The organism is Streptomyces sp. NPDC048295 (genome assembly GCF_040652135.1).
Lineage (GTDB): Bacteria > Actinomycetota > Actinomycetes > Streptomycetales > Streptomycetaceae > Streptomyces.
Genome location: NZ_JBEZLL010000001.1, coordinates 256312 through 277946 on the forward strand (window position 1 = coordinate 256312; position 21635 = coordinate 277946).

The following is a 21635-nucleotide window of genomic DNA, read 5'->3' on the forward strand; positions in this document are numbered from 1 at the left end:
CCGACGGCCGGGAGGCCGGCGCCTCAGCCCGCCTTCCTGAACCGCCCCGCGTCGCCCTCTCCGCCCCCGTCCCCGTGGAGCGCGCGGTCCAGCGTCGTGTACGTCGCGCCGTGCGCGGCGAGCACGTCGGCCACCACACCGGGGCAGGCGGCGAGCGCCAGGAGGAGGTGCTCGTCGCCGATGAAACGGTCCTGGCGCCCCACCGCGATCCGCAGCGACCTCGCCAGGACGTCCTTCGCACCGCGCGTGAACGGGCGGCGCCCCGCGCCGCGCCGCCGGGCACGGTCCAGCGCCCCTTCGCCGTGGGCCTCCTCGACGCGGGCGACGATCTCGGCCACGTCGATGCCGAGGCCGGCCAGCGCGTCCGTATCGGCCCGGGTCAGCCCGCCGCGGCGGCGGGCCGCGACCAGATCGGCCTCGACGTCCGCCCGGCGGTCGACGAGCCCCAGCGAGGCGAAGGCGAAGGCGGCCCGGCCCTCCTGGCGGTCCAGCAGGGCGAGGAGCAGGTGCTCCTCGGTGACCGATACGGCATCGGTCCGTTCGGCGTGCGTCACGGCGCCGGTCACTACGTCCCGGGCGCTCCTGGTGAATCGTTCGAACATCAATGCCTCCCGTACTTCTTGTGCACGGCCTGCCGGCTGACGCCCAGTTCGGCCGCGATCTCCTGCCACGACCAGCCCTGTACCCGGGCGCTTTTGACCTGCACGGCTTCGAGCTGCTCCAGCAGCCGGCGCAGCGCGGTGACCGCCCGCAGCCCCACCCGGGGGTCGCGGTCACCGGCGCGTGCGGCGAGATCCGTTGCTTCCGTCATGGTGTCAATCTAAGTTGACACGACTCGACTGTCAACCTTGATTGACAACCCTGCCGTGCCGGCCCCGCTCAGCCGCGCGCCGTCCCGGTCACCGTCACCGTGACGCGCGTCCCCTCGCGGGCCCGGACGCTCACCTCTCCCCCGCGCCTGCGGACCTCGGCGCGGCCGTCCACCGAGACCCGCCACCGGCCGGCCGTCGGCGGCAGCGAGATCTCCGTGGCGCCCCGGCGGCCCGCCGTATAACTGAGCCGGTACACAAGGGCGTTGTCGTCGTACGTGTCGGAGTGGACGGTTCCGGCGACGGCGGGGGCGTACGGGGTGGCGGTCCGCTCCTTGTTGGCGGCGAAGTCCCCGTTCGCGTCGAGGGCGCAGTAGCCGCCGCCGTAGCACCACACATAGCCCGCCCAGCCCGAGGTGTAGCGGCTCAGCGAGGCCATCGCGTCCCGGTAGAAGCGGCCCATCATCGGCAGACTGTTGTTCAGCGGGCCCCATTCGCCGACGACGACCGGGATGTGCCGCCGCTTCGGGTAGGCGGTGACGGCGGCCTCGTACGACTCGACCCAGCGGGCCGAGGGGTCGTAGTCGGCGCCCGCCTCCATCGCGGTGTTGTAGAAGTGCGGGGCGTAGACGGTCCGGTGGTCCCGGATCGCGCCCAGTCCGGTGGGGACGCCCTCGCCGACGATGGGGGTGGGTTCGACGAAGAGCCAGTTGGCACGGTCGGCCGAACGGACCGCGCGGGCCAGCCTGTTGTACATCGGGGTGAGCTGTTGCGCCTCGATGCGGCGGGCGGCCGTCGCCAGGTCCTCACCCTCCCGGAGCTCCCCCATCGGCTCGTTGATCAGGTCGTAGCCGAGGACGGCGGGGTGGCGCCCGAAGCGCTCGGCGAGCACCTGCCACATCCTCGCCTGGGCGCGCCGGAGGTCGGGGTCCTCGTAGAGATGGGTGAAGGCGCGCTGCACGGCCGGTTCGAAGTACTCGGAGAACCAGTCGCCGGGGTGCGGGGTGAACGGCAGCCCGTCGGTGCGGGTCGCCCAGGCCGGGATGCCCCGGTGGCCGAACGCCGGGCCGAAGACGTCCTGGTGGGCGTCGATCAGCACCTGGATGTCGTACTTCCGCGCCCAGTCCAGGATCCTGCCGATCCGGTGCAGATACGCGGCGCTGTAGTGACCCCGGCGCGGCTCCAGGTCGTCCCAGAAGATCAGCAGCCGGGCGAAGCCGAAGCCCTTGGCCCGCAGATCGCGGAAGTGCTTCTCGGTGATGGCGGTGAGTGCCTGGTCACCGCTGTTCGCCTTGTCCTCGACGTTCCAGCCGCGCAGGGTGAGCGTGCGGCCCCGGTCGTCGGTGAGCCGGGGGATGCCGGTTTGCTGCTCCGCCGGTGCGGGGTGTGCGTCGGCGGCGGGGGCGAGGGCCCCCGCCGCGAGCACGAACGAAGTGACGATCGAAGTGAGTGCGCTGCCCATCCGTATCCGCGTCCGCATTCGCATGGCGCAGATCAGAGCAGCTCACCCCGCACACCTCAAGAGCAGGTGAGCACAATCTTTCCGAACTGGTCGCCCGCCGCCAGCCGTTGGAACCCCTCGCGGGCCCGGTCCAGCGGCAGCACCTCGTCGATGACGGGCCGCACCCCGGTGGTCGCGCAGAAGGCCAGCAGGTCTTCCAGCTCGTCCTTGGAACCCATGGTCGAGCCGACCACCTTCAGCTCCAGGAAGAAGATCCGGGTCAGCTCGGCGTGCGAGGGCCGGTCGCCGCTGGTCGCGCCGGAGATGACGAGCGTGCCGCCGGGGCGCAGCGACTTCACCGAGTGGGACCAGGTCGCCGCGCCGACCGTCTCGATGACCGCGTCGACCCGCCGGGGCAGCCGCGCGCCCGGCTCGAACGCCTCGATCGCGCCGAGTTCGACGGCCCGCTTGCGCTTGGCCTCGTCGCGGCTGGTGGCATAGATCCGCAGCCCGGCCGCCCGGCCGAGCACGATCGCGGCGGTGGCGACACCGCCGCCCGCGCCCTGGACGAGGACCGAGTCGCCGGGGCGCACCCCGGCGTTGGTGAAGAGCATCCGGTACGCGGTGAGCCAGGCGGTCGGCAGACAGGCGGCCTCCTCGAAGGTGAGCTCCTTCGGCTTGGGCAGCACGTTCCAGCTGGGGACGGTGACCTGCTCGGCGAAGGTGCCCTGGTAGCGCTCGGTGAGGATGGAGCGGGGTTCCTCCGGGCCGACGCCGTGACCGGTCTGGCCGATGACGGAGTGCAGGACGACCTCGTTGCCGTCCTCGTCGGTTCCGGCCGCGTCGCAGCCGAGGATCATCGGCAGCTTGTCCTCGGCGAGGCCGACGCCGCGCAGGGACCAGAGGTCGTGGTGGTTGAGGGAGGCGGCCCGGACGTTGACGGTGGTCCAGCCGGGGCGGGCCGCTGGGGCTGGGCGTTCACCCAGATCGAGGCCGTCGAGGGGCTGGTCGCGGTCGATGCGGGATGCGTAGGCGGCGAACATGGCCCCGACGATAGGCCGGGCGCGGGCCGGGCGTAACCGGCCGCCGGTGTGACGCGCGCCGCGCGTTCCGGCCCCTCCGGCGGTCGGGCAGCGGGGTCCGGGGCGAAGTCCCCGGACATGGGCAGGGGCGGAGCCGGCCGCAGGCACCCCTTATCCGTGCCCCACTCCGCCCCGCCCCCGCCCCATCGGCTCAGCGCCGGGCCACGCCTTCCGCCCGCGCGGCCGCCGCCACCGCGGCGGTCACCGCGGGTGCCACCCGCTCGTCGAACGGCGACGGGATCACGTAGTCCGCCGCGAGCTCGTCGCCCACGACATCGGCCAGCGCGTTCGCCGCGGCGATCTTCATGCCCTCGGTGATCCGGGAGGCCCGGACCTGGAGGGCGCCCGCGAAGATGCCGGGGAAGGCCAGCACGTTGTTGATCTGGTTCGGGTAGTCGGACCGCCCGGTCGCCACGACGGACGCGTACTTGTGCGCGATGTCGGGGTGGACCTCGGGGTTCGGGTTCGCCATGGCGAAGACGAACGCGCCGGGCGCCATCGAGGCGACGGCCGCCTCGGGGACCGTACCGCCGGAGACGCCGATGAAGACGTCGGCGCCCGCCAGCGCGGTCTCCAGCGGACCGGAGATCCCGGCCCGGTTGGTGAGCTCGGCCAGCTCGCGCTTGACCTCGGTCAGGTCCTCGCGGTCGCGGCTCACGATGCCCTTGCGGTCGGCCACGGCGACGTCGCCGAGCCCCGCCTCCAGCAGGAACTTCGCGATGGCCACCCCGGCGGCGCCGGCGCCGGAGATGACGGCGCGCAGTTCGCCGAGGCTGCGGCCGGACAGCTTCGCGGCGTTCCGCAGGGCCGCGAGCGTCACGACGGCGGTGCCGTGCTGGTCGTCGTGGAAGACCGGGATGTCGAGCCGCTCCTGGAGCTTGCGCTCGATCTCGAAGCAGCGCGGCGCCGAGATGTCCTCCAGGTTCACGCCGCCGAAGGACGGTGCGAGCCGGACGACCGTCTCGACGATCTCGTCCGCGTCGGTGGTCGCGAGCGCGATCGGCACCGCGTCGACACCGCCGAACTGCTTGAAGAGGATCGCTTTGCCCTCCATCACCGGGAGGGATGCCTCGGGTCCGATGTCACCGAGGCCGAGCACCGCGGTGCCGTCCGTCACGACGGCGACGACCTGCGACTTCCAGGTGTAGTCGTGGACCAGCTCGGGATTCTCCGCGATGGCGCTGCACACCTTGGCGACGCCGGGCGTGTACGCGAGGGACAGGTCGTCCTTGTCACGGATGGGAACGGTGGCCTGCACGGCCATCTTCCCCCCGCGGTGGAGCGCGAAGGCCGGATCGAACGGCTCATCGGTGGTGCTGTCGGTGGTGCTGTCGCTGCGAGGATTGACGATCTCCGCTGCCATGGTGTTGACCCCTTAAGTCTTCATCGTTTGAGGGTGGCCACTCCTGGTTGAGGAGGGGTGGGCGGGCACCGCGTACGTGCCCCGCGTCGACGGTTGGCCCGCCCCGGCAGGGGGAAATACATACGCGCGGGCGCGCCGCACACGCGCCCTGAGCCCCGGATGAGGGGTGTAAAGGTCTTTCTTACCCGACGGACCGCGTCATGGACGAGTCCATATGGACTCGGTGACATGACTCATAGTCGAATATCTGGACAAGTCCGCCGAGCGACGAAAGCGTCCACCAGTCGAGACGCGCCGCAGATCTTCCGGCGTGAAGGGGGAAACCCCGTGAATGGTCCGGCCTTGTGTACCGGCCTCTTGGGGTTCGGGGATCGCCCGTTATCCGATTTTGACATGCGCAGCGGCAAGTTCGAGCCAGTCCGAATGGCAAGATGCCCTAATCACACAGGGGGGCGAGATCCACAGTCGTGTGTCCATACCGCCTGGTAACACCACCCTCACCTGCCGAAGGAACCCCGATCATGACCGCAAGCACAACACGTCGCACGGCCGCGAAATCCAGGATCGCAGCGGTCGGCGCCATCGCGGTCGCCGGCACCATGCTGCTGGCCGCCTGTGGCGACCAGACCAAGAACGGGTCGACGAACAGGTCGGCATCGGCCCCGCTCTCCGGTCTCCTCCCCAAGGAGATCAAGGACAAGGGCGTCATCAAGGTCGGTTCGGACATCGCCTATCCGCCGGTCGAGTTCAAGGACAAGTCCGGCAACACGGTCGGCATCGACCCCGACATCGCCGCCGCGATCGGCAAGCAGCTCGGCGTGACGCTCCGGTTCCAGAACGGCACGTTCGACACGCTGATCACCGGTCTGCGCTCCAAGCGCTACGACCTGGCGATGTCCTCGATGACCGACACCAAGGACCGCCAGCAGGGCATCGACTCCGAGACGAAGAAGAAGGTCGGCGAGGGCGTCGACTTCGTCGACTACTTCACCGCCGGTGTCTCGATCTACACCCGGAAGGGCGACGACCAGGGGATCAGGAGCTGGGCCGATCTGTGCGGCAAGAAGATCGCGGTCCAGCGCGGCACCGTCTCGCACGACCTCGCCAAGGACGAGTCGAAGAAGTGCACCGGCGGCGAGAAGATCGCCATCGAGACCTTCGACAACGACCTGGAGGCCCAGACCCGGCTGCGCAGCGGTGGTGTCGACGCCGGTTCCTCCGACTTCCCGGTGGCCGCGTACGCGGTGAAGACCTCGGGCGGCGGCAAGGACTTCCAGATCGTCGGCGAGCAGGTCGAGGCCGCCCCGTACGGCATCGCCGTCGCCAAGGGCAACGACCAGCTGACCAAGGCCGTTCAGGCGGCTCTGGAGGCGATCATCAAGAACGGCGAGTACAACAAGATCATATCCAAGTGGGGTGTGGAGGCCGGCGCGGTCACCGAGGCCAAGGTGAACGGCGGATCCTGACCAGGCACCGGCGCTGAAAGGTTCTTCCTGTGACTGACATCGAGAAGACGGGCCCGGCCGGCCGGCCGCCCATACCCTCCGCCCCACCGTCCGGCCCCGAGACGATCAGGGCCATTCCGGTCCGCCACTACGGCCGGTACGTCTCGGCGGTCGTCGCGATCGGGGCGCTCGCCGCGATCGTCTACGCCTTCAGCCAGGGCAAGATCAACTGGGGTGCGGTCCCCGACTACTTCTTCGACCACCGCATCCTCAAGGGCGTCACCCAGACCCTGCTGCTGACCGCCCTGTCCATGGTCATCGGCATCGTCGGCGGCATCCTGCTGGCCGTGATGCGGCTGTCCAGGAACCCGGTGACCTCGTCGATCGCCTGGTTCTACATCTGGTTCTTCCGCGGCACCCCGGTCCTGGTCCAGCTGTTCGTCTGGTTCAACCTGGGCCTGGTCTTCGAGTACATCGACCTGATGCCGATCTACAAGGACTACTGGTCGAGCTTCATGACGCCGCTGCTGACGGCGCTGCTCGGCCTGGGCCTCAACGAGGCCGCGTACATGGCCGAGATCTGCCGCGCGGGTCTGCTCTCGGTCGACGAGGGCCAGACGGAGGCGTCGCACGCACTGGGCATGAGCCACGGCAAGACCCTGCGCCGTGTCGTGATCCCGCAGGCGATGCGGGTGATCGTGCCACCGACGGGCAACGAAGTGATCAACATGCTCAAGACGACGTCGCTGGTGGCGGCCGTGCAGTTCTACGAGCTGTTCAAGAACGCCCAGGACATCGGGCAGGCGTCCGGAGCACCGGTCGAGATGTACTTCCTGGCCGCGGCCTGGTACCTGATCATGACGTCGGTGCTGAGCATCGGTCAGTACTACCTGGAGCGGTACTACGCGCGCGGTTCGAGCCGCAGCCTGCCGCCCACCCCGTTCCAGAAGGTCAGGGCCAATCTCCTGTCCCTCGGCCGCCCGAAGGGAGGCATGGCATGACCGCCATGGTGAAGGCCGAGGGCGTCCACAAGTCCTTCGGCGCCGCGCACATCCTCAAGGGCATCGACCTGGAGGTCGCGCCGCAGGAGGTCTTCTGCCTGATCGGCCCGTCCGGTTCCGGCAAGTCGACGTTCCTGCGGTGCATCAACCACCTGGAGCAGATCAACGCCGGCCGGCTGTACGTCGACGGCGACCTGGTGGGCTACCGCCAGAAGGGCGACAAGCTCTACGAGCTCAAGGACAGCGAGGTCGCGCTGAAGCGCCGGGACATCGGCATGGTCTTCCAGCGCTTCAACCTCTTCCCGCACATGACGGCGATCGAGAACGTCATGGAGGCCCCCGTCCAGGTCAGGCGCGAGTCCAAGGCCGTGGCGAGGGCCCGGGCCGAGCGGCTGCTGGACCGGGTCGGCCTCGGCGACAAGGCGAAGAACTACCCCTCCCAGCTCTCCGGCGGACAGCAGCAGCGGGTGGCCATCGCCCGCGCCCTGGCCATGGAGCCGAAGCTGATGCTCTTCGACGAGCCGACGTCGGCGCTCGACCCGGAGCTGGTGGGGGACGTCCTGGACGTCATGCGCGGTCTCGCGGAGGACGGCATGACGATGATCGTCGTGACCCACGAGATGGGCTTCGCCCGTGAGGTCGGCGACGCGCTGGTCTTCATGGACGACGGTGTGGTGGTCGAGTCGGGCCACCCGCGCGACGTCCTGACCAACCCGCAGCACGACCGGACGAAGTCGTTCCTGTCGAAGGTGCTGTAGCGGCACGGCGAGAGGGCGGTACGGAGGTCATCTCCGTACCGCCCTCTTCCGTTCCCCCGCCTCTCGCTACTTCTCGGGCAGCAGCTCCGGGCTGAGCAGCAGCTCCCGCAGCTGGGCGCGGGTCAGCGGCGGCGTCTTCAGCAGCGGGCCCTGCGCCCGCTCACCCTTGAAGCCGGTGCTGTCACGGACGGCCAGCACCCCGCCGCCCTTCAGGGTGAGCCGGCCGGCCAGCTCCTTGCCCCACCGCGGTCCGCCCTCGTGGTTCATCGGGTCGCTCCAGGTCGTCAGCACCCGTCCGTCCGGCAGCTTCTCGTTCACGCAGTCCGGCATGCCCGGCATCCCCTGGGCGGGCTTGCACGGGTCGTCCCCCGCGACGGGGCTGCCGGTGTCGATGTAGCCGATGACGAGATAGCCGACGCCGCCGTCCCTGCGTACGGAGAAGCTGCCGTCCAGCGGTCCCTGCAGGTGCTCCATCTCCCGCTCGGAGGTGTCGCCGTCGAGGACGACGGAGAGCGAGACCTGGTCCACGGCCCCGACGTCCTCGGGCAGCACCTTCGCCAGGTCCTTCGCCCGACCGCTGTTCCCCGCGAGCTCGACGGGGGCCGCCACCGTGGTCTCCCGCGTGTCCTCGTCCTCCGGTGCCAGGTTCGGCACGACCACGACTCCGGCCGCGACCGCGGCGACCGCCGCGACCGAGACGGTGACCCGGCGCCGCAGCCGCACCCGGGCGGCCCCGGCGTACACCGTCCGGGTGGTGGTGACCGGCTGTCCGGCGTCGTCCGCGGCCCGCCCCAGGAGCTCGTGCACGTCGTTGCTCATACCAATTCCTCCGCCATCTCGGCGCGCAGTGCCGCCAGCCCCCGAGCCGCGTGGCTCTTGACCGTGTTCTCCCGCATCCCGAGCAGTCCGGCCGTGGCCTCGACGCTCAGGTCCTCCCAGTAGCGCAGGACCAGTACGGCCCGCTGCTTGTCCGTGAGCCGGGCGAGTGCCGCCCGTACCGCCAGGCCGGTGTCCGTGTCCGGCGCCCGGCCGGCGCGGTCCGGCAGTTCGCCGTAGGACTGTTCGCGCCGCCAGAACCTGCGGCGGGATGCGATGAAGGTGTTGATCAGCGTCTTGCGCGCGTACGCCTCGATGTTGTCGAGCCGTCCGTACCGCCGCCCGCCGAGCACCACCTTGACCAGCGTCGCCTGGACCAGGTCATCGGCCTCGTGCCGGTCGGCGCAGAGCAGGTACGCGCTGCGGAACAGTGCGGTACGTCTGCCTTCGACGAAGGCGTGCAGCGCGGCATCGTCATCGATCCGCATCGTCGGCGCCCCTCTCCGGGTCCGCGGGTGCGGACCGTCTCACCCTTCCAGTGCGGTGGGAGGCACGGCGGGTTGCAGCGGACGCCGGAAAACGAGGAGGCGGTACGGGCAACCTCCCGCACCGCCCCTCACCGCACGTTCCGCCGCTACTTCACAGCGAGCACCAGGCTGTCCGAGGGCGAGGCCCAGACGGCCCGCGCCTCGCCGAATCCGGCCGCGCGCAGGGTCTCGGTGTGCCAGCCGACGGAGGGCATGTCGCCGTCCGCGTGCTCACCGTAGATCCGGTACCGCTCGGCGGTCGGCGCGGCGAGTACCGGGTCCGCGGCGGCCAGCGCCCACCAGTCCGCCCAGTCGAGTGCGCCGGCGACCCTGGCGCGGTCCATGGCGGCGTGCCGGTGGGCGCGTTCGGCCGCGTTGATCCGGGGCGTCGCGGTGTCGATCATGTGGTCCGCGTTCATGAACACCCCGCCGTCCCTGACGAGCCCGCCGATGTGCCCGTAGAGCGCGGTGAGCGGTTCGGTGTGCAGCCAGTGCAGGGCGGTGGCGGTGAGCACGGCGTCGTACGAGTCGTACGGCAACTGCGCCGTCCACTCGGGGTCCTTGAGGTCCGCGGCGACGAAGGTGACGCGCTCGTCGCCCTCGAAGTAGCCGCGCGCGATGGCGAGCAGCGCCGGGTCGAGGTCCACGCCGGTGCTGGTGGCTTCCGGGAACCGCTTGAGCAGCCGGTCCGTAATACTTCCCGTACCGCATGCGAGATCGAGCACCCTCGGCCGCGGTCCCACAAGGGCCTCGACCATGTCCAGCATCACCCGGAACCGCTCCTCGCGGTCGGGCATGTACCACTCCTGCTGCCGGTCCCAGCTCTCCTGCCAGGCCCGCCAGTCCGTACCTGTCGATGTCTCAGTCACCAGGAACCTCCATGTAATACCCTGGACCCGTAGAAGCCCATTACACCGTTCGCTGCATCGACCATAGACCGACGCCGTAAGGACTACAAGTGGAACTGGCCTATTACTCGGACTACGCCGTACGTCTGGTCAACACCGAGGAGCCGGACCGCAACAAGGACTCCCTCACCTCCGTGGAGGCGGTCCGCGAGCTCTTCGGCGTCAACCGCCAGGCGGCCCGGCGGGCGACCGACGCGGACGTGACCCGCTTCAGGTCCGTACGGGCGCGGCTGCGCTCGGTCTTCGAGGCGGCCGACGGCGGGGACGAGACGCTCGCCGTCGACCTGCTCAACTCACTGCTGCTGGAGTTCCCGGTCAGCCCGCAGATCTCCGGCCACGAGACCCGCGACGAGGACGGCAAGCCGGACTGGCACATGCACCTGGCCGACCATCCGTCGAACGCGACGGCCGGGTACGCCGCCATCGCGGCGATGGGCCTCGCCTTCCACCTCACCTCGTACGGGGTCGACCGGCTCGGCCTGTGCGAGGCATCGCCGTGCCGCAACGCCTACCTCGACACCTCGACCAACCGGTCCCGCCGCTACTGCTCCGACCGCTGCGCGACCCGCGCCAATGTGGCCGCCTACCGGGCCCGCAAACGCCTGGAGACGGAACGGGCGGCCGACACCGGCCGCAGCGCGGAGACCGCCCAGGCCACCACGCCCAGCACCGACCGCTGATCCTTCTTCAACGGCCGGTAGCGCGCCCGGACCCTGGCCAGTACGAACTCCTCGGGCACCACCCCGTAGTCCGTGCTGTCCCCGCCCGCGAAGCTGTTGTCGGCCAGCACCCACCAGCCGCCCCGACGGCGCTCGGCGGCCCGCTTCACGACCAGCAGGTCCTGCTGGAACGGATGCCTGAGGATCACCACGTCACCGGGGCGCACCGGCGCCCCGTACTGCACGAGCAGCCAGTCCCCGTGATGGAGCGTCGGCACCATCGACGGCCCGGTCACCTCCACCACCTGGAACGGCATCCGCCCCGCCAGCCCCCGCCCGGGCTGCCCCTGCGTCAGCTCCGGCACCTCCGGCACCTCCCGCATCTCTCCGGCACCTCCCCGGTCCGTCCAGTACACGTCCTGCACAGCGTTCCGTACATTCGGCCACTGGTCCCATCCTCGCCCTGGACTTTTGGCCTAAGCCCATGGGGGCACCCACGAAAACACGTCTCTCACGGAGTAATGTCCCACCTGAGAAGACGATCACGAGGAAGGACAGCTCAATGCTTTCCCGCCTGTTTGCCCCCAAGGTGAAGGTCAGCGCCCACTGCGACCTGCCCTGCGGCGTGTACGACCCGGCCCAGGCCCGCATCGAGGCGGAGTCCGTCAAGGCCGTCCAGGAGAAGTACCAGGCCAACGAGGACCCGCACTTCCGGGCCCGCGCGGTGGTCATCAAGGAGCAGCGCGCCGAGCTCGCCAAGCACCACATCTCGGTGCTGTGGAGCGACTACTTCAAGCCCCCGCACTTCGAGAAGTACCCGGAGCTGCACCAGCTGGTCAACGACGCCCTCAAGGCCCTTTCGGCCGCGAAGGCCTCCACGGACCCGGCGACGGGCCAGAAGGCGCTGGACCTCATCGCCCAGATCGACAAGATCTTCTGGGAGACCAAGAAGGCCTGATCTCCCTCTGAGCGGCCTGACCTGCACTCTCGCGGGTCAGGCCGCTCGGCTGTCCGCACCCGGCCCGCAGGCCGCCGAGCACGGCGTCCGTGGCGGACCGGGTGCGCAGGCGAATCCGTCTGGTACGACGCTTCCAAGCTCGCTCCCGGCCTTTCCCTCAACCGCCTGCGCGAACGCCTCGTGAGCCAGGATGTGGCGGACCGCCCCCGGCGGACGTCGGACCCGGCGCAGACGTGGTGCAGGGCCGCATCCGCCCTGCACGCCACCCACACGCCCCTCGACTCCGCCGACGACGCCATGACCCGGGCCCGCCTGGCCGCCTTCGGCGACGTCCTCCACGGTCCGGCCCTCGCCACGCACGGCCCGCACCGGGCCGCACCTCGCGCCGCATCCACTCCGCCGTCCGTGAAGCCGAACCGAATACCGCCCGCGGACGGACCACGCTCCGGACGGTGATGAAGCTTCCGAAGCCGTCTTGCCGATCAGTCCCGGTAGGACGGCGGCTGGTCGACTCGACCGCCCCTGTGAGCTGTGGGGATGTGGTCACGAGCACCGCCGGGGAGGGAGGCGACGCACTCCGGCGAGCAGGCGTTGACCAGCAACGGCAACACGTCTGTGGCCACGTGCAGGGAGATCCACACCTGTTGGAGCCCGCCTTGTGCAATCGGGCCGTCGCAGACGCTGCATCCTTGGAGGGCTGTAGGGCCCCAGCGCCCGGGATCCAGACGTTCCGGATCGAGGGCCATGAGGGAGTCCGGGGACGACGTCAGTTTCGGGAAGGGCGGCCGGAGCTTGAAGTTGCCGAAGAGGGCTCGTGTGCTCACCGTACTGCGGGCCAGCCGTCGGCAGCGGGTGATCTCGTAGGGGAACCAGTGCAGCCGGTAGGAGGTGTACGGGGTGAACTCCTCCAGGCCGGCCATCGCCCCGATCTCGGGCGGGAGCCGAACCAGGTTGCTGCCGTAGAGCACGAGGTGCTTGACCGCCGTCAGTTTGGCGATGCTCGGCGGCAGAGTGACGACCTGCCGTCGCTCCTCCGGGCTCAACTCGATCAGCGGCTTGAACTCTTCGCGCCCGTCGGCGGCAGCCTCCTCGACCAGCTCCAGCAGGCGCCGCCAGCCCGGCGCGGCGGGGTCCTGCCGCTCGGCGTGAAACCCGACGCGGGCTCGCGGATGGGACCTGGACTGGTCGAAGCAGGAGCAGAAGTCCCGGAAGATCCCGCGCCCTCCCGGCACCGGATCCGAAACGTCGGCCCATCGGTTCGCAACGACCTGCGGTTCTCCCCTGCCCGTCATGGCGCCACGGTACCGAGGTCGTCGCGGCCCGTCGCAGCGAATACGCGATGAGGCAGAGGACTGCCACAACCTCCTGGCATCTGCGGCTGTACCGCTCACCGCGCTGGCAGGCGTGAACACGCCGTCGACCCCACTACTGCCCCTGAACGCCGCCCGTGCCTTTCAGGGCATGCTCCGAACCGAGATCGGACCGGGGCTCACCGAGCGGGAACTCGACGCGGTCGAGACGCGGTTCGGCCTCACATTCTCGGCAGACCACCGCGTCTTCCTCGCCGCCGGGCTCCCGCACGGCTCGCCGCGGTGGCCCGACCGGCACACCGAACTCGGCCTGCTTGGCCGAGAACCCCTGGCGCCGGCGATCGTCCGGGAGCAGGACGCCTGCTCGCCGGCCCCTGGCCACCGCCCCGGGATCGGTTCACCGGCGGCAGACGAGAATGCCGCCGCGGCACGTGATCTCGTAGGCGCCGTAATGGGCGATGTGGTCGGCAACCAGCGTGCGGGCGCGGTCGATGGTCGCCTCGAAGGGGACATCGTGCTGATCTGCCCAGGCGCGGTACGAAGACATGTGGGCGATGACAGGGTCGGGGACTGGGACGGTGATGGTCCCGGGCAGTTCGATCAGCTCCACGCGGCTGAACTCCTCGCCGAGGAAGGCCGGGGCCTTCTCCAGGGAGAAGCGGGCGCTGAGCGAGATCCGGGCTGGGCCCCGGCCGATGCCGAGGACATCGCCGGCTGCCCGCTGCCAGAGGCCGTCGAGTTCGGCCTTGTCGCGGTCGCTGTTCGTGGACGCGATCACCATTCCGTCGCGGCCCACGATCCGGGCCAGCTCCCTGACCGCCTGAGGGATGTCCGGTACGTGGTAAAGCATGTGGAGCGCGAGAGCGGCGTCGACGCTCTCTGCCGCCAGCGGCAGCCTCGTGGCATCCGCCACGGCGACCGGGCCGGGGACGCCGGCGAGGATTCCGGGAGCGATGTCGAGGCCGAGCAGGGACAGGTCCAGACGGTCCTGACGGAGGCGCTGGATGAACTTGCCGTTGCCGCAGCCGATGTCGACGACCCGCCCGCGTACGTCGCCCAGCTTCTCGGCGACGATGCCGGGCAGGTCGTACCGGGGCGTCTGCCATCGGTAGAGCGACTGCCTGGCAGCCAGGTCCCGGTCTCCGTTGTAGGCACTGCCCGCCAGGCGGGTCCGGTCGGTGACAGCGGCGTCGTGGGCAGCGGACAGCTCAGTCACGTCGGCAACTCCGGAGGGTGGGCGGCAGGCAGGGACGCACGGGCGGCCGTGTGCTGGAGTCGTTCGCGCAGGTGTACCGCCTGCGCGGCTCCACCGTACTGCGGCCCTTCCAGCTCCCGCCCGAGAACGAAGAGCCGGCGCACAATGCTGGCCGACATGCGCTCCGGCGAGGACTGGAGTACGAAGCCGAGCATCTTCTGAGTGCCGTCCAGGTCGCCCAGGAGCAGGTGCCCGCTGGCGAGATCGAGGTGCGCGGCGAACAGGTCACCGACCGACTGGTCATCTCCGTCCGCGCCGCGATAGAGGCGGATCGCCGTCTCCGCGCTGACGATGGCCCGCTGGACGTGCTCCTGCCCGCCCACGGCCAGGAGGGTTGTTCCGGCGTACGCGAACTGCTTGGCCGCGGGGAAGTCGAAGACTCCTAGCACCTCGTCCCCACCCGAGATCGCCTCGCGAGATCGTTCGGCATCCGACAGGGCGGCGAGCGCACCTGCCGAGTCGCCGACTATCGCCAACGCCCGCGCCTCCAGACTCGCCAGCCGTGCACCGATACTGCCGCGCGCCCTGTGCCGCCGGCCGGCCTGCGCCAACTGGGCCGCCTGCTCGTACCGCCCGGTCCAGTACGCGATCAACGACTCCACGGCCCGTACCCAGGCCAGCATCCCCTCGTGCCCGGCCGCCTCAGCGCAGGCCCGTGCGGTGCGGGCATGGGTGGCAGCCGAGTCGTAGTCGCCGAGGTCGAGGCAGACGTGCGCAGACAGGCCACAGAGGCGAGAAGCAGAGAGGTAGAGGTCAGTGGTCTGCCTGGGGTGCTGCCGCCCGCGGAGCAGCTCGAACGCCCCGTCCCGTAAGCGCTTGATCTCGACGTACTGCTCCATCAGCGGGTGGCTGACGTACGTACGGGCGAGCCGACCGACGTCCGCCTCCAACTGCTCGACGACGAACTCGTCGGCGTTCCGCTGCGCGATGAAGCGGGCGAAGTCCGCCGAACGCACCGCGTCCTCAGAGAGCGGGTCTCCACAGACGTGGGTGTCTTCGGGCGGCAGCACCGGCGGCACAATCTCAACCTCGGCGGCATCGGACCCGTCCCGCCGCCCCTTACTGACGGCAACAGCTTGGTCGAGCACGGAGACATCGACGCTGAAGACCTGCGCCAGGTAATTCCGGGTGTAGGGAACAGGGACTCGGGCTTCGCGCTCGTACCGCCCAATCTCCTTGCCGGTCTTCGCGGAACGCCCCTCCAGGGCGTTGTACTCGTCGGCAACTCTCTGCTGGCTCCAGCCGCGCTCGGTACGCAGCCGGACGAGCAAGGCGCCGATCCCGGTGTCGCCCATGCCGTCCCCTCGGAACACGTGACCTCTGGCCCCCATAGTGGCCCCCGCCTTGGCCCCCACGCTGGCTCCCGACCCAAATGAGTTATGCCGCTTTGCTGTTGACCATGGCAAGCAGACTCACCAACCAGTCCAAGGACGCCGCCCTGTACCCCCTTCCGAGCACGGGTCGACACCGCGCCATGCTGTTCCCCCGCCGCCGGACCACACCGCGTACCGCTCGCGACTTCGTCGCCGCCACGCTGACCAAATGGGGTGAGACGAGCCGCCTCGACGACATGCGGCTGTGCACCTCGGAACTCGTCACCAACGCCGTGCTTCACGGGGCGCCCGTGGGCCGACTGGTCCTCGTACGCGTGGAGTCCCTCGACGAGGAGCTGCGGATCGAGGTCCACGACAGCGGCAAGAACAAGCCGACGAAGCGCGTTCCCGAGGAGTCCGCCGTCGACGGCCGCGGTCTGCTGATCGTCGCCGCGACCGCCGACAGCTGGGGCGTGAAGGAGCGGAGAGGCCCCGGAAAGTGCGTCTGGGTCGCATTCGACCGTGCCAACAGCGGGGCCGTACCCATGCCGCCCCACACCACCGGCGCCCAGGTAGACACCACGTGACCATGCACCCCGTCTCGCCGAACACCGTTCTCGCCAACGCCCTCCACCACGCCGAGGACGTCCTGACCCCGCGCATCCTGACTCCCCCGCCTGAGCGGATCGTGCTGGTCGTCGGCACCCAGATCAACGGCGCCCCGCACATCGGCACCTCGCTCGTGCAGTCCCTGGCCTTCGCCATGGCCGCCCGACTGCGCGACCGCTTCGGCCTCCCCACCGAGGTGCCCTTCAGTGCCCTCGACAACGCCCCGCACGAACTGGCCACCGACCCGGCCAACGGCAACTGCTACCAGCGCGCCTACGCCTAAGAGGTCCCACCCAAGGCGTTGGACGTGGCGGTGGGTGATGAGACAGGTGGCGAGGCCGAGGAAGGCTTCGTGGATGTCGTCGCGTCGTTCCCAGCGAACGCGGAGGCGCCGGAAGCCGTGCAGCCAGGCGGTTGGGTCGGCCGCGCGGTGAGGTACCTGCAGTGGCAGGTCCTGTTCCGCGCGGCCTCCCGCCGAACCGGACATGACGGTTTCCCGGTCATCCGGCTCTCCAGTGACTACTGCGTGAGCGTTCTGGCTGGCTGTTCCAAATGGATGCGGTCGTGGCAGACGTCGCAGGCCACGACCGTTTTGCGGCGCCGTTGGAGCATGACGCGCGCCCAGTCGGAGGGCTGCCATCCGGCATGCGCAAGGTCAGCGAGAGCACGGACGTGGTGCACTTGCACGTTGCCCTTGCTTCCGCAGATCTCGCAGGTGTCCGCCAGAAGTCTCGCGATGAGTTCCTTCTGCGGATAGTCCACCCGGACCGGCTCGCGATCGGCGAGTTCCGCCGCTCGCTGCCGTTGGAGGGGAATTCCACCGAACCGTGCCACCAGTGGTTTCCTGTTCTTCCGCACGATTTACGGCCCCGAGAAGGAGGCCCTGAGTGCCCTCGCCATCGAGATCACGCGGACAAGTCACTGAAGCAGTCGGCCGACCGTTTAGCCGAGATCAGCCTCAAGGGGCTTCTCATCACTAAGGTGGCGCCTAGAGCGATTCGTTGATCGACACCCTGGGGGTTCAGATGGACTTGGCGTTGGCCGAACTGGCACTTGCCGCGCTGGGTGGCGCCAGCGGAAGCCTGAGCGAGGCAGTCGTAACGGATCTATGGCAGCGTCTTCGGAACCGCTTCTCGCGCAATGACCAGGCTGTCGCCGTCCTTGAGGCGCGAAATAGCGAGGATCCAGCTGCCGTCGCTCTACTTGGCGAGGTCCTGCGTAGTGAGGCCGCGGTTGATCCTGAGTTCCGTCGTGAGGTGGAGGAGTGGTTGTCGCTCCTCGCTAAGCCCACTGGCTCCACCGCCAACACCGTGCACGGATCCCAGGGGCTCAATGCGCCTGGGGGAACCTTCAACGGTGAGGTGCACATGTCGTTCGGTCAGTCCGAGCAAGCACGATGACGACGAGCCCCGAACCCGCTCGGGACACAACGGCTAACAGCGTCTTGGGCTCCACGGGTCTCAACGCTCCGGCGGCGCATTTCCACGATTCGGTCACCGTTAACGTCACGGGCCTCAGCCCCCCCCCGCCCCCTCCTTCCAGGAGTTGCTCGCACTCAGCTCGGTAGAGGCTCCCTACGGCAGGCTTCCACAGGCCGTGCTGGGGCGTGACAGCATCCTGACGGCCCTCACACAGAGCGTGGACGATCCCCGTATCCAAGTCCTATCCGGGATGGGCGGAGTGGGGAAGACAACGGTCGCTCTGAGCGCAGCCGAGCGGGCCAAGGACGCCGGAGCCGAGGTCTTCTGGATCCAGGCCGGATCCGCAGCTGCTGTGGCCGACGGGATGCAGCAGGCGGCTCTCCGTGCCGGAGCACCGGCCGAGCACGTCGCCCATGCCTGGGAGAAGGGCGGACGGCCTGCAGCCGATCTGGTGTGGCGCCATCTGGCGGACCTGGACCGCCCCTGGCTGCTTGTCGTCGACGATGCCGACGATCTCAACGTGCTGACCTGCCCAGGGGCCGCGCTCGCCGACGCCACGGGCTGGGTCAGGCCCCCGATCGGCATGTCACGTGGCGTAGTCGTCACCACACGCGACGGCAACGAGCGATCCTGGGGCAACCGAATTGCACGCTTCCACCGACTTGAGGTCCTGAAAGTCGAATTCGCAGGCGGGGTCCTCCGAGAACTGGCTCGTGAGGCAGGGGACGCGGCCTCCGCCGGGGCTCTGGCCGACCGGCTGGGCTCCTTGCCCCTTGCACTGCACTTGGCGGGCACATACCTGGCCATGGCACACGGCGATCCACTGGCCGAAGCACAGACCTTCGCCGAATACTCCGACGTGCTCGACGGCTCCCCGCTGTTCCTCGACGACGCGACCGAGGGTATGCACGGGGATCTACGCAACGAGGAGGACCGGGCCCGCCGGACCATTGCCGGTACGTGGGAGCTGTCCCTGTCCCTCCTCGAAAGGCAGGGCACAGAGCATGCCCGCAGCTTGCTACAACTGCTGTCCTGCTTCGCCCCAACCGCCTCCCTGCCGAACGCTCTGCTCGACCTCTCCGCCATTGCCGCTCTACCGATGTGGCCCGCGAAGCTTCCGCCCCGGGCAATCAGAACTGCCATGGGTGGTCTTCGCAGGTTCGGCCTCATCGGGGTCAACACAGGTTCTACGGAACCCGTCTACCAGATCCACCGGCTCGTGGCCGAGGTGTCGGTCGCCCCACTCCTCACAGAGCCCGGGGCCTATCGAGAGGTATGGGACTCGGCCGCCGATCTGCTGGTGGCAGCTACTCCCCACATGGAGAATCCGCGGGATCCGAGTTCCTGGCCGGCTTGGCAGGGGCTCATCCCGCACTGGCAGGTGATGCTGCAACGATTGCCTCGATGGGGTACCACGGCCGATGACCGTCTCAATGGGCTGTTGATCGGTGCCGGGGTCGCTGTTTCCTACCTGCACTTCCGAGGCGAGTACGCTGCCGCCTGCGAACTGGCGGACGAAGCGTTGGAGCGTGCTGATTCCGCAGAAGCCGCGCCCTGGGTCCGGGTGAATGTCCGCAGGCACCGGGCCGTCGCAGTCGAGGAGATGGGCGATCTGACGGCGGCGGAGTCCGAACTTGACCGCATTGCGGAGGAGTGCGTCAGGCAGTTCGGGGAGGCAGACTCCACCACCCTGACCGTGCGCTACCAGCGGGCGCGAGTGGCATGTCAACGAGGAAAGCTAGAGGAGGCGGAGCGCGAGTACGACGAGGTGATCCGCCATGAGACCCGGCTGTTCGGCGCCGAAGCTGCCACCACGTTGCGCTCGCGGCACGGTCGTGCCATCTGCATCAGAGGCATGGGCCGCCTCGGTGAAGCTGCGGACGAGGGAAGACTGGTGCTGGAAGGACTGCGAGCCGAGCTGGGAGAAGACCACCCCGATGTCCTAGAAGCCCAGCACGAATTCGCGATCTCTCTGCGCGATCAGGGGGAGAACCAGCATGCCGAGGAGCTTTTCCGCCAGGTTCTCGAACTGGAAGAAGAGGTTCTCGGAGCTGAGCACCCATCCACGCTGATCACTCGTGCGAATCTGGCCATCACCCTCGCCCTGCGACAGGAGTTCACCGCAGCTGAGAGCGAGATTCAGGCTGTGCTGGACGCTCGGACACGCATCCTGGGGCCTGATCATCCCGAGACGCTCGACGCACGTCACAGCATGACCATGCTTCTCACACAACAAGGAGAACTCGACGCGAAGAGCGCCGCGGTGGTCTTCGCGGAGCTGACCGATGCACAGAAGAGGCAGCTCGTCGACGACCATCCCAACGTGTTGGCAGGTCGTAACAGCCGTGCTGCGGCACTCCGTTCTCTGGGTGAACTGACCCAGGCGGAATCGGAGTACAGGTCGATTTTGGATTCGACAACTAAGCGCCATGGCGAACATCACCCAGTCACGCTCAACGCCCACTACGAGTGGGCCATGGCCTTGGGGCGCATCGGGCGAACGGACGAAGCCGTATCCGAGGTGCGCAATGTCCTGGCCCTCCAGGAGACCGTGCTGGGCAGCTCTCACCGCAACGTCACCAATGTTCGAGCATCGCTGGGCACGCTTCTACTGCAGCAGGGAAGCCTTGCCGAGGCAGAGGAGCAGTTGCAGCAAGCATTGAATTCCCTACCGGAGGACGACGGGCGCCGTCTGGACGTGCGACACGACCTGGTGGCGGTGTTGCACGCGCGTGGAAGGCTGCGGGAGGCCATCCTCCAGTTGCGGGAGATCGCCGACCAGGAACAAAAGAAATCGGGGCCCGCACATCCCAACACGATTACCGCCCGCAACAGCCTCGGGGTCGCGCTAAAGGACTTCGGGAGGATCGAGGAGGCAGCTTCCGTCTACCGGGAAGCCCTGAGAGACGCGGCCTGCAAGCATTCCGACGATCAACCTTTGGTACTGACGCTACGACACAATCTCGCCGTCGTCATGCGCATCCAGGGCAATCTCGACGAGGCAGAGAGGGAACACTCGGCGATCCTGAAGATCCAGGAACGCAGGCACGGGCTTGAGCACCCCGAGTCGCTCACCACTCGACTTTCCCTAGCCCGCATTCTGGATGGCAAGGGGTTCGCCACCGAAGCCGAAGCCGCATTCAGGGAAATCCTGTCGTTATCAGCCCGCGTCATGGGGCCTGATCATCCAAGAACCCTGTCCGTCCAAGGGAACTTGGCACACCTACTGGCCGATCAGGAGCGATTCCCTGAAGCGGAGACGGAGTACCGCGATGCGCTGTCCGCATGCCGGAAGGCCCTCGGAATCGACCATCCCGAGACTCTGACAAATAATCACAATCTGGCCATGACACTGGGAAACCAGGGAAAACTCACGGAGGCCATTCCCCGGTTCCGCGACGTCGTGGAGCGCCGGGACCGCACGTTGGGGCCTGATCACCCGGAGACGCTGCTGGCGCGCAAGAACCTCGGCGAGAGTCTAAGTAGGGCAGGGCAGCCGGCGAAAAGCGCTGAGGAGTTCAAGGAAGTGGCGGCCGGCTGGGCGCGTACACGCGGCGCGGACCACGACTCTGTCTGGGACGCGCGGTACCGTCGAGCTCAGCTGCTGTGGGAGGCCGGACAGCCCCGCGCAGCGCAGGAGGAGCTTGAATCTCTCCTGGACCGCGCCCGGGAAATCCGTCCGGATGGGGATCCACGTATCACCACACTACAAAGGGTGCTGATGGCGGTGCGTGCCGACGATGGTGATTCCTAGCGTCAGCGCGTGATCCGTACACCAGAGACAGAGCAGTCCGCACACAGTCCGCAAGACACCCGATTAAGACCGTCGTACCCCATCGCGAGCCATCAGCACAAGGCCAGGTCAGCGCCCCACAGAGAAGATCCCCGCAGGTCACCGGCGGGTCATTACTAGGAGACGAAGAAGGCCTGATCTCCGGCCGGGCCGTCCGACCCGCGCTC

At 68.7% G+C, this 21635-nt stretch carries 21 protein-coding genes and 1 pseudogene; 9 read left to right on the top strand and 13 right to left on the bottom strand.

Annotation, left to right across the window (positions count from 1 at the left end):
- Window positions 1–23: 23 nt before the first annotated feature.
- From AB0D53_RS01075 to AB0D53_RS01095, 5 genes are all read right to left on the bottom strand, one after another.
- Window positions 24–602 carry a Clp protease N-terminal domain-containing protein gene (locus AB0D53_RS01075; protein ID WP_362438105.1) on the bottom strand — a complete coding sequence of 193 codons (579 nt, stop codon included), beginning with the start codon at window positions 600–602 and terminating at the stop codon, window positions 24–26.
- Window positions 602–811: a sigma factor-like helix-turn-helix DNA-binding protein gene (locus AB0D53_RS01080; RefSeq protein ID WP_362438108.1), complete on the bottom strand. Its 210-nt coding sequence runs from the start codon at window positions 809–811 to the stop codon at window positions 602–604. The genes AB0D53_RS01075 and AB0D53_RS01080 overlap by 1 nt, the downstream gene beginning before the upstream one ends.
- Before the next feature lie 68 nt (window positions 812–879).
- Entirely contained in the window at window positions 880–2295 is a 1416-nt protein-coding gene (locus tag AB0D53_RS01085; RefSeq protein WP_362438111.1) for a cellulase family glycosylhydrolase, read from the bottom strand.
- A gap of 32 nt (window positions 2296–2327) precedes the next feature.
- The gene (locus AB0D53_RS01090) at window positions 2328–3293 is read right to left on the bottom strand and encodes a zinc-binding dehydrogenase (RefSeq protein WP_362438114.1); all 966 of its coding nucleotides are present in this window, start codon (window positions 3291–3293) and stop codon (window positions 2328–2330) included.
- Window positions 3294–3483: 190 nt separating this feature from the next.
- Window positions 3484–4695, bottom strand: coding sequence for an NADP-dependent malic enzyme (locus AB0D53_RS01095; RefSeq protein ID WP_362438117.1), 1212 nt, complete (start codon window positions 4693–4695; stop codon window positions 3484–3486).
- Window positions 4696–5216: 521 nt separating this feature from the next.
- Here AB0D53_RS01095 and AB0D53_RS01100 point away from each other — a divergent pair.
- From AB0D53_RS01100 to AB0D53_RS01110, 3 genes are read left to right on the top strand one after another with little or no spacing between them, the layout of a single operon-like run.
- Window positions 5217–6161, top strand: a complete 945-nt coding sequence (locus AB0D53_RS01100; protein ID WP_362438120.1) for an ABC transporter substrate-binding protein — start codon at window positions 5217–5219, stop codon at window positions 6159–6161.
- Window positions 6162–6190: 29 nt separating this feature from the next.
- Window positions 6191–7141, top strand: a complete 951-nt coding sequence (locus AB0D53_RS01105) for an amino acid ABC transporter permease (protein WP_362438123.1) — start codon at window positions 6191–6193, stop codon at window positions 7139–7141.
- Window positions 7138–7899, top strand: coding sequence for an amino acid ABC transporter ATP-binding protein (locus AB0D53_RS01110; protein ID WP_329815973.1), 762 nt, complete (start codon window positions 7138–7140; stop codon window positions 7897–7899). The genes AB0D53_RS01105 and AB0D53_RS01110 overlap by 4 nt, the downstream gene beginning before the upstream one ends.
- Before the next feature lie 66 nt (window positions 7900–7965).
- On the opposite strand, the gene AB0D53_RS01115 is transcribed toward AB0D53_RS01110, so the two are convergent.
- From AB0D53_RS01115 to AB0D53_RS01125, 3 genes are all read right to left on the bottom strand, one after another.
- On the bottom strand, window positions 7966–8718 hold the full coding sequence (locus AB0D53_RS01115) for a hypothetical protein (protein ID WP_362438127.1): 753 nt from the start codon (window positions 8716–8718) through the stop codon (window positions 7966–7968).
- The gene (locus tag AB0D53_RS01120; protein ID WP_362438130.1) at window positions 8715–9203 is read right to left on the bottom strand and encodes a sigma-70 family RNA polymerase sigma factor; all 489 of its coding nucleotides are present in this window, start codon (window positions 9201–9203) and stop codon (window positions 8715–8717) included. The genes AB0D53_RS01115 and AB0D53_RS01120 overlap by 4 nt, the downstream gene beginning before the upstream one ends.
- 146 nt (window positions 9204–9349) lie before the next feature.
- Entirely contained in the window at window positions 9350–10111 is a 762-nt protein-coding gene (locus tag AB0D53_RS01125) for a class I SAM-dependent methyltransferase (RefSeq protein WP_362438133.1), read from the bottom strand.
- 89 nt (window positions 10112–10200) lie between these two features.
- Between AB0D53_RS01125 and AB0D53_RS01130 the strand changes: the two genes are divergently transcribed.
- Window positions 10201–10830, top strand: coding sequence for a CGNR zinc finger domain-containing protein (locus AB0D53_RS01130; protein ID WP_329815969.1), 630 nt, complete (start codon window positions 10201–10203; stop codon window positions 10828–10830).
- On the opposite strand, the gene sodX is transcribed toward AB0D53_RS01130, so the two are convergent.
- On the bottom strand, window positions 10734–11192 hold the full coding sequence (gene sodX / locus AB0D53_RS01135; RefSeq protein ID WP_362438137.1) for a nickel-type superoxide dismutase maturation protease: 459 nt from the start codon (window positions 11190–11192) through the stop codon (window positions 10734–10736). The two genes, AB0D53_RS01130 and sodX, sit on opposite strands and share 97 nt — an antisense overlap.
- Before the next feature lie 179 nt (window positions 11193–11371).
- Here sodX and sodN point away from each other — a divergent pair, with 179 nt between their 5' ends.
- On the top strand, window positions 11372–11767 hold the full coding sequence (gene sodN / locus AB0D53_RS01140) for a superoxide dismutase, Ni (protein WP_093549788.1): 396 nt from the start codon (window positions 11372–11374) through the stop codon (window positions 11765–11767).
- 482 nt (window positions 11768–12249) lie between these two features.
- Here sodN and AB0D53_RS01145 read toward each other — a convergent pair whose 3' ends face one another.
- The 3 genes from AB0D53_RS01145 to AB0D53_RS01155 all read right to left on the bottom strand — a co-directional run bounded on the left by AB0D53_RS01145 (window position 12250) and on the right by AB0D53_RS01155 (window position 15627).
- Complete coding sequence (locus AB0D53_RS01145) at window positions 12250–13059, bottom strand: leucine-rich repeat domain-containing protein (RefSeq protein WP_362438140.1); 810 nt, start codon at window positions 13057–13059, stop codon at window positions 12250–12252.
- 415 nt (window positions 13060–13474) lie between these two features.
- The gene (locus tag AB0D53_RS01150; RefSeq protein ID WP_362438143.1) at window positions 13475–14293 is read right to left on the bottom strand and encodes a class I SAM-dependent methyltransferase; all 819 of its coding nucleotides are present in this window, start codon (window positions 14291–14293) and stop codon (window positions 13475–13477) included.
- Window positions 14290–15627, bottom strand: a complete 1338-nt coding sequence (locus tag AB0D53_RS01155; protein WP_362438146.1) for an XRE family transcriptional regulator — start codon at window positions 15625–15627, stop codon at window positions 14290–14292. Before AB0D53_RS01155 ends, AB0D53_RS01150 begins: the two co-directional genes overlap by 4 nt.
- A gap of 179 nt (window positions 15628–15806) precedes the next feature.
- Between AB0D53_RS01155 and AB0D53_RS01160 the strand changes: the two genes are divergently transcribed.
- Both AB0D53_RS01160 and AB0D53_RS01165 read left to right on the top strand, forming a co-directional pair.
- On the top strand, window positions 15807–16232 hold the full coding sequence (locus tag AB0D53_RS01160) for an ATP-binding protein (protein ID WP_362438809.1): 426 nt from the start codon (window positions 15807–15809) through the stop codon (window positions 16230–16232).
- Window positions 16229–16534: pseudogene (locus AB0D53_RS01165) on the top strand (hypothetical protein); the annotation flags it as partial. The gene AB0D53_RS01160 and the pseudogene AB0D53_RS01165, both read left to right, overlap by 4 nt.
- 239 nt (window positions 16535–16773) lie before the next feature.
- On the opposite strand, the gene AB0D53_RS01170 reads toward AB0D53_RS01165, so the two are convergent.
- Window positions 16774–17088 (bottom strand): hypothetical protein, encoded by a 315-nt coding sequence (locus AB0D53_RS01170; RefSeq protein ID WP_362438149.1) that lies wholly within the window; start codon window positions 17086–17088, stop codon window positions 16774–16776.
- A gap of 167 nt (window positions 17089–17255) precedes the next feature.
- Between AB0D53_RS01170 and AB0D53_RS01175 the strand changes: the two genes are divergently transcribed.
- Together AB0D53_RS01175 and AB0D53_RS01180 are read left to right on the top strand one after the other, a co-directional pair.
- Entirely contained in the window at window positions 17256–17654 is a 399-nt protein-coding gene (locus AB0D53_RS01175) for a hypothetical protein (protein ID WP_362438152.1), read from the top strand.
- A 280-nt stretch (window positions 17655–17934) separates the two neighbouring features.
- Window positions 17935–21429: a tetratricopeptide repeat protein gene (locus AB0D53_RS01180; protein WP_362438155.1), complete on the top strand. Its 3495-nt coding sequence runs from the start codon at window positions 17935–17937 to the stop codon at window positions 21427–21429.
- The last annotated feature ends 206 nt before the right edge of the window (window positions 21430–21635 follow it).